The 7494-nt window shown below is 63.5% G+C and carries 5 protein-coding genes; 2 read left to right on the forward strand and 3 right to left on the reverse strand.

Annotated elements, in window-relative coordinates:
- Position 1 precedes the first annotated feature (1 nt).
- Both EOB80_RS07530 and EOB80_RS07535 read left to right on the forward strand, forming a co-directional pair.
- Positions 2-1480, forward strand: coding sequence for a HAMP domain-containing sensor histidine kinase (locus EOB80_RS07530; protein WP_127327203.1), 1479 nt, complete (start codon positions 2-4; stop codon positions 1478-1480).
- On the forward strand, positions 1480-4428 hold the full coding sequence (locus tag EOB80_RS07535) for a bifunctional [glutamine synthetase] adenylyltransferase/[glutamine synthetase]-adenylyl-L-tyrosine phosphorylase (protein ID WP_127327204.1): 2949 nt from the start codon (positions 1480-1482) through the stop codon (positions 4426-4428). The genes EOB80_RS07530 and EOB80_RS07535 overlap by 1 nt, the downstream gene beginning before the upstream one ends.
- Before the next feature lie 59 nt (positions 4429-4487).
- On the opposite strand, the gene EOB80_RS07540 is transcribed toward EOB80_RS07535, so the two are convergent.
- From EOB80_RS07540 to EOB80_RS07550, 3 genes are all read right to left on the reverse strand, one after another.
- Positions 4488-4925, reverse strand: coding sequence for a type II toxin-antitoxin system PemK/MazF family toxin (locus EOB80_RS07540; protein ID WP_127327205.1), 438 nt, complete (start codon positions 4923-4925; stop codon positions 4488-4490).
- Positions 4922-5182, reverse strand: coding sequence for a type II toxin-antitoxin system prevent-host-death family antitoxin (locus tag EOB80_RS07545; protein ID WP_127327206.1), 261 nt, complete (start codon positions 5180-5182; stop codon positions 4922-4924). The genes EOB80_RS07540 and EOB80_RS07545 overlap by 4 nt, the downstream gene beginning before the upstream one ends.
- A gap of 108 nt (positions 5183-5290) precedes the next feature.
- A partial coding sequence (locus EOB80_RS07550; RefSeq protein WP_245466278.1) for a PAS domain-containing sensor histidine kinase occupies positions 5291-7494 on the reverse strand: 2204 nt, incomplete at its 5' end.

Here is a 7494-nt window from a genome sequence, read left to right on the forward strand (position 1 = left end):
CATGGCTCTTTCCGTGCCAGCCATCATGAAGACGACGGCAGCGCGGCTTTCGGCGCTCTACCTCCTGCTCTTCGCGCTCTGCGCGGTGGCGCTCGTCTTCTATATGACCTCGTTGTCGGCGCGCATGCTGACCGGGCAGACACAGGACACCATCAATGACGAGGTGCTCGGTCTGGCTCGCGCCTATCAACGCGGCGGTCTGCCGGTGTTGGTCCGTGTAGTCGAGGCCCGCTCGCGCCAGCCCGGCGCCAACCTCTATCTGATCGCCGAAGCCAACGGACAGATCCTGACCGGCAATGTGCAGAGCCTGGAGCCGGGCGTTCTCGAAACCGAAGGCTGGACCAGCAGTCCGTTCTCTTATCAGCGTTTTGGCGAGGGAGAGCTCGAGCGCCTGCGCAACCTTCCCGCCGAGCAGGGCACCACCACCCAATCCGAGCAGAACGATGCGCAGGCGCAGGGCGAAAAGGGCCACAACGCCATTGCGCTGGTGCTGCGGCTGCCGAACCAGATGATCATGCTGGTCGGCCGCGACCTTGGCGAGCCGGAGCGGTTTCGTGCGGTCATCCGCCGTGCGCTGATGCTGGCGCTCGGCATGATGGGGCTGGGCGGATTGCTGATCTGGTTTTTTGTCGGTCGCGCCGCGCTGAAGCGCATCGACAGCGTGTCGGAAGCCAGCCGTCGCATCATGGGCGGCGATCTGTCGGGCAGGCTGCCGGTGACGGGGGTTGGCGATGAGTTCGACCGGCTCTCCGAAAATCTCAATGCCATGCTGGCCAGGATCGCCACGCTCAATGAAGGCTTGAAGCAGGTTTCCGACAACATCGCGCATGATCTGAAGACGCCGCTGACCCGGCTCCGCAACCGGGCCGAAGCGACGCTTTCGGGCAAGCAAAAGCCCACCGACTACCGGCAGGCGTTGGAAGGCACCATTGCCGAGTCGGACCAGTTGATAAAAACCTTCAACGCCATCCTGATGATTTCCCGGCTGGAGGCTGGCTACTCCTCGGAGAACACCAACCGCGTCGACCTGGCGGAGGCCGTGCGCGATGTCGTCGAACTCTACGAGCCGGTGGCGGAAGAGGCAGGTGTGTCGCTGGAAGCAGACGCGCGCGAGGCGGTGTCCGTCAACGGCAACCGCGAACTGATCGGTCAGGCGCTGTCGAACATCGTCGACAACGCCATCAAATATTCGACCGGTGCCAATGCCCAGCCGGCGGTGCGCGTCACGCTCGAGCGAGCCGGTACGGACGTTCGCCTGTCTGTTGCCGACAATGGACACGGCATTCCCGACGATGGCGACCGGGCGCGAGCCACGGAACGTTTCGTGCGGCTGGAGAAGAGCCGTTCGCAGCCGGGTTCCGGTCTTGGCCTCAGCCTCGCCAAGGCGGTCATGACGTTCCACAATGGCCGGCTTGAACTCTTGCCTGGCAATCCCGGATTATCCGTGGTCATGAGTTTCCCAGCACGGGAGGATCACTGATGAGCACGGCTGCGAGGGCGAAAGATTGGCTGCTGAAGCCGGCGACCAGCCTGGCTCCGCTGGACGAAGACCGTGCGCGGCTGGAACTGGCCGAGATCGCTTCCGCGGCGCGCGAAGAAGGACTGACGCGGCTGGCCAAGTTCCTGGCCGGCAAGGGCGAGGGCCAGGATTTCCTTGCTGCCGTCTTCGATCTGTCGCCGTTCCTGCGCGATACCGCACGTCGCCGGCCGCAAATCCTGGACGGGCTGTTCGAGCAGACGATCGAGGCTCGACTGAAGGTGATCGGCGCCGCCATCGACCAGGTGCATCTAGCCGAAGCAGTCTCGGAATCCGGCTTGATGATGGAGCTGCGCCAGTGGAAGGCGGAGGCGCATTTCCTCATCGCGCTGGCCGATCTTGCCGGCGAGGCCGAAACGGCGCTGACGGTCCGGCGGTTGAGCGACCTCGCAGACGCCTGCACCCGCGCCGCCGTCGACTTCCTGCTGCGCGACGCGCATGGCCAGGGCAAACTCAAACTGCCGGATGTCGGCAATCCGTCGAAACAGTCGGGCTGGATCCTGCTCGGCATGGGCAAGCTCGGCGCGCATGAGCTGAATTTTTCCTCCGACATCGATCTGGTGGTTTTCTTCGATCCGGAAGCGCCTGCCGTCGTCGATCCGCTCGACGCCACCGAGTTGTTTTCGAGGCTGACGCGCCGCCTGGTGCGCATCCTGCAGGACCGCACCGAACACGGTTATGTCTTCCGCACCGATCTGAGACTGCGCCCAGACCCCGGTTCGACACCGCTGGCGATCCCGGTCGAGGCGGCACTGCGCTACTACGAGGCGCGCGGCCAGAACTGGGAGCGCGCCGCGATGATCAAAGCACGCCCGGTGGCAGGCGATCTGGCCGCGGGTGCGGCCTTCCTCAAGGAGTTGCAGCCCTATATCTGGCGCAAATACATGGATTATGCGGCGATTGCCGACGTCCATTCGATCAAGCGCCAGATCCACGCCCACAAGGGCCATGGCGAGATTGCGGTCAAGGGCCACAACGTCAAGCTTGGCCGCGGCGGCATTCGCGAGATCGAGTTCTTCGTCCAGACCCAGCAGCTCATCGCCGGCGGACGCTTCCCTGAACTGCGTGGCCGCGAAACCGTGCCGATGCTCGGCGAGCTTGCGACCCGCGGCTGGATCACCGCCGAGGCGCGCGATGCGCTTGCCCGCCAGTACTGGTTCCTGCGCCGCGTCGAACATGCCGTGCAGATGGTTGCCGACGAGCAGACGCACACGCTGCCGGAAGATGATGAAGGCCTGGAGCGCATCGCCCGCATGCTCGGCTTTGCCGATGCTTCTGCCTTTTCTCAAGCGTTCCGTGCCTCGCTGCAGCAGGTCGAACGCCACTACGCGGCACTGTTCGAAACAGCACCCGAACTGTCGACCGGCATCGGCAACCTGGTCTTCACCGGCGATGTCGACGATCCCGATACGCTGCAGACCTTGCACGGGCTCGGCTTTCAGCGGCCAAGCGACATCTGCCGCGTCATCCGTGGCTGGCATTTCGGCCGCTATCGCGTCACCCAGTCGGCGGAGGCACGCGAGCGGCTGACGGAACTGACGCCGGCGCTGCTGCGCGCCTTCGGCCAGACGCGCCGGGCCGACGAAGCTCTGATGCGCTTCGACGAGTTTCTCGCCGGCCTGCCGGCTGGCATCCAGCTGTTCTCCCTGCTGCAGTCCAATCCTGCCCTGCTGAAGCTTCTGGCGACGATCATGGGGGCCGCCCCCCGGCTGGCGGCGATCATCACCCGCAGGCCGCATGTCTTCGATGGTTTGCTCGACCCGGCCTTGCTCACCGAACTACCGGACCGCGCCTATCTGTCGGCGCGGCTTTCCGCCTTCGTCGAGGGCGACCGGCTTTACGAGGATGTGCTCGACCGGCTGCGCATTTTTGCCTCCGAGCAGAAATTCCTGATCGGTGTCCGGCTGCTCGCCGGCTCGATCGATCCGGCGCGGGCCGGCCGCGCTTTTTCCGATCTGGCGGATCTCACCATCGAGGCTGCGTTGCAGGCGGTGACGGCCGAATTCGCGGCACGCCACGGCACGATTGCCGGCGGCGTGGTTGCGCTGCTCGGTATGGGCAAGCTCGGCAGCCGCGAGCTGACCGCCGGATCGGATGTCGACCTGATCCTGCTCTACGACCACGCGTCGGATGCCGAAGAGTCCGATGGCGACAAGCCGCTGGCACCTTCGCATTACTACACCCGCATGACGCAAAGGCTGATCGCGGCGGTGTCCGCGCCGACGGCGGAGGGGGTGCTCTACGAACTCGACCTGCGCCTGCGGCCGTCCGGCAACAAGGGACCGGTGGCCACCCATATCGATGCCTTCAAGAAATACCAGCGCCAGGAAGCCTGGACCTGGGAACACATGGCGCTGGTCCGCGCCCGCGCCATTGCTGGCGACGCCAGCCTGTGCGGCGAGGTTGAAGCGGAAGTAGCGGCTGTACTTGGCCAGCCGCGCGATGCTGCAAAGGTGATGGCCGAGGCTGCGGACATGCGCGCTATGATCCAGAAGGAAAAGCCGCCACGCGATCTCTGGGACATCAAGCTTATTCCCGGAGGATTGATCGATCTGGAATTCATCGCCCAGGTGGCCATCATTACCGGGCAGGTCGAGACCGGGCGCCGCGCCACCGGCACCGCCGAGATACTGTCGCGCCTCGCACCGGGCTTCGTCGATGCCGGGATCAGGCAGGAGCTTGGCGACGCCTACGCGCTCTATCTTGCACTGACCCAGATGACGCGGCTGTGCCTCACCGGAGCCTTTGAGCGCGACGACGTTCCGCCGGGGCTTTCGGATCTGCTTCTGGCGGTGACCGACTTGCCGGATTTCGGTGTGCTGGAAGCACACCTCAAGGAGACGTCGCAGAAGGTCAGGAAGGACTTCGACCTTTTGCTTCGTACGGGATGACCGTGAAGCGATCGTCCCCTGGAACCGAAGACGTTTCGTGCTCTTCCGGTCTCATGCAGCTACTCTGTTCGCCGAATCTGCTGGAGCGCCCGGCTCGCGTGAGACTGCAAAATCCGGTCGCGCAGATAGGCATAGAAACGCGGCGGCAGCATGCCATAGTCGAATCGGGACGGTTTGCTGCCCGCGATGGGCCTGAGATCGGGACCCGGCCAGAGGAAGTCATTGGTTTCGGTCACGACGATCCATGACGGCGTGTCATCGAGGCCGAGATGGGCTTTGAGTGGCGCAGGTATTTCTACTGCATCGGCAGGATCAGCCGGTGGCGAGTGTGTGACCGGAACGACCGTTATAACTTCACGGCCTTCCACGACCCGGCGCGCGGCGACAATGGCGCATGGTCGGTTTTTGCGACCTTCTTCGGCACCCTTTTCGTGTTCTCTCACCCAGAGGTAAGAATAGGAAATCACCAGACCCGGGATAGGTTTGGGCAGGCTCACGGTGTCCAGTCTTTAAGCATCGCATCGAGCCCGGTATATTCGCTCGGTACGGCGCTTTCGGCGATGGCGTTCAGCGTCTCATCGTCCAGTTCTTCCGCGTTACGGGCGACTCGTCCCTTGACCAACACCTCGAACATCGCCGCCGACAGGAGTACCGTGTGGGTCCGGCCATTCTTTGTGATTGCGACCGGCGCACGCTGGGCAGCGTCCTGAAAACGCCCGACATTCTGCTGGAATTCTGTTGAAGTCACTCGCATGACAATGCCTCTCTTTTCTATCTAAAATAGATAAAATAGATAGTTTTGTCAAAGCATCTCACCTTGGGCCTGCGAGGTGGGATCAAGCTTGGAATGGTGATGAAATCTTCAGGCTGCGGCCTTGATCGCCGGCGCGGCCTTCTTCACCGGGATGCGCACCGACACGATCGTGCCGACTCCTTCGCTCGACCGGATCTTCAGCGCGCCGCCCTGGAGTTCGGCCAGCGAACGTGAGATGGCAAGACCAAGGCCGGACCCGGCATGGCTCTTGGAGAACTGGTTCTGCACCTGCTCGAAAGGCCGTCCGAGTTTGCCGAGCGCATCCTTGGGGATGCCGCAGCCATTGTCCTCGATCGTCAGCACCAGCGCGCCGGATGTGTTGCGGGCCCTGACCGATATGTGGCCGCCCTGGCCGGTGAACTTCACCGCATTGGACAAAAGGTTGATGACGATCTGCTTGATCGCACGGCGATCGGCGACCAGCGTCAGCGCATCGGCAATGCGCGTTTCCACGGTGATGGCCTTTTGCGCCGCCTGCAGCGAGACGACGCGAACTGTTTCGCTGATCAGCGGGCCGAGGTCGATCTCCTCCCGGTCCAGCGAAAACTGGCCGGCCTCGATCTTGGACATGTCGAGAATGTCGTTGATGACGCCCAGGAGATATTTTCCGCTGCTGTTGATGTCGGTGGCATATTCCTCGTAGCGCTCCGATCCGAGCGGGCCGAACAGCCCTTGTTCCATCAGTTCGGAGAAGCCGATGATGGCGTTTAGCGGCGTGCGCAACTCATGCGACATGTTGGCCAGGAACTCGGATTTGGCCCGGTTCGCCGCTTCGGCGCGTTCGGTTTCCTTCATGTATTTGCGGTTGAGGTCGACCAGTTCGCGCGAACGCTCCTCTTCGGCCCGCCGCGCTAGGCTGAGATCATGGATCGTCGCCATCAGCCGGCGCTCGCTGTCGACCAGCTTCTCCTGGTGCAGCTTGATCTGGGTGATGTCGGAGCCGACCGAGACGATGCCGCCGTCCCGGGTCTTCAGTTCGTTGACCTGCAGCCAGCGGCCATCGGCCAGCTGGCGCTCGAAAGTGGCGCCGCCCTGCAGGCCGCTGGTGTGAGCGAGCCGCCGTTCGGAAGCAAAGGCCAGCATGCGTTCTTCCAGCGCCGCGCGCGCGGTGCCCGGCATCACGTCGCGGTCCGAAAGTCCGTTGTCCTGCTGGTATTTGGAATTGCACATGATCAGGCGCTGCGTCGAATCCCACAGCACGAAGGATTCGTTGATGTTCTCGATCGCCGTCCTGAGGCGAAGGTCGGCAGCCTCGGAACGCAGCGCCAGATGGCGCTGTTCAGTGACGTCGACGGCGATACCGATCAGCTGGATCTCCGGGGCTTCCGGATCGATGACCTGCGCTCGTGCGCGCATCCAGACCCATTGGCCGTCGGAATGCCGCATCCGGAACACCTGGTCGATATGGTCGATCTCGCGTGCGACGATTCTGTTGGCGAGCTCGAACAGGTCGCCGTCCTCGGGATGGATGATCTGATCGACCTCGCCGAAGGACAGCATCGTTTCGCAGGGCTTGTAGCCGAGCATGTCGTACATCGAGCGCGACCAGTACATCTTGCCGCGCACCATGTCCCAGTCCCACAGGCCGCAGCGGCCGCGCACCAGCGCCATATCGATGCGCTGATGCGCTTCGATATAGATGCGGTCAGCCGCCTGCGCACGTGCCGCCTGGCCGAAATAGGCATAGAGGATGACGATCAGCACGCCGGCCGTCAGCACGAACAGGGTGACGTTCAGTGAAACGGTCTTGCGCCAGGCATCGAAAACCGCGTCCTGTGGCACCAGGGCCGCCGATGCGCCCTTTCCGCCATTGGCCAGGCTGACCGCCGCGTACCAATCCCGTCCGTCGATGTTGACGTCCATGACGCCGGCACGATCGCCGAACATGAACAAGGGCTGGCCGCCCTCGACGAGGCCGTCGAGCGAATGGCCCTGCCATGGCATTGAGCGCGGCGTCACCGCGACGATCTTGAAAGCGCTGTCGGTGATGACAAGCACATGGCTGCGGCCCATCGCGCCCTGACGGCTGGTGGTCTCCAGCAGATCCTGTATGGCGCCGGGCACCGTTTCCGAGGTGGTGGGGAGCGAACTGGCCAGCTGGCCCGCCGCCAGCGTCAGGATCGCCTTGGCATTGCGCTCGACATCGTCACGCTCGTTCATCAGTGACAGCACGCGCAGCGCCGCGATGACGATCAGGAAGGTGATGATGAGGACGGGTATTGATCGGCGCAGCAGCGGCTCGGCGGCCAGAA

This window comes from Mesorhizobium sp. M7A.F.Ca.MR.245.00.0.0, from assembly GCF_003997415.1.
In the GTDB taxonomy this organism is placed as follows: Bacteria; Pseudomonadota; Alphaproteobacteria; order Rhizobiales; family Rhizobiaceae; genus Mesorhizobium.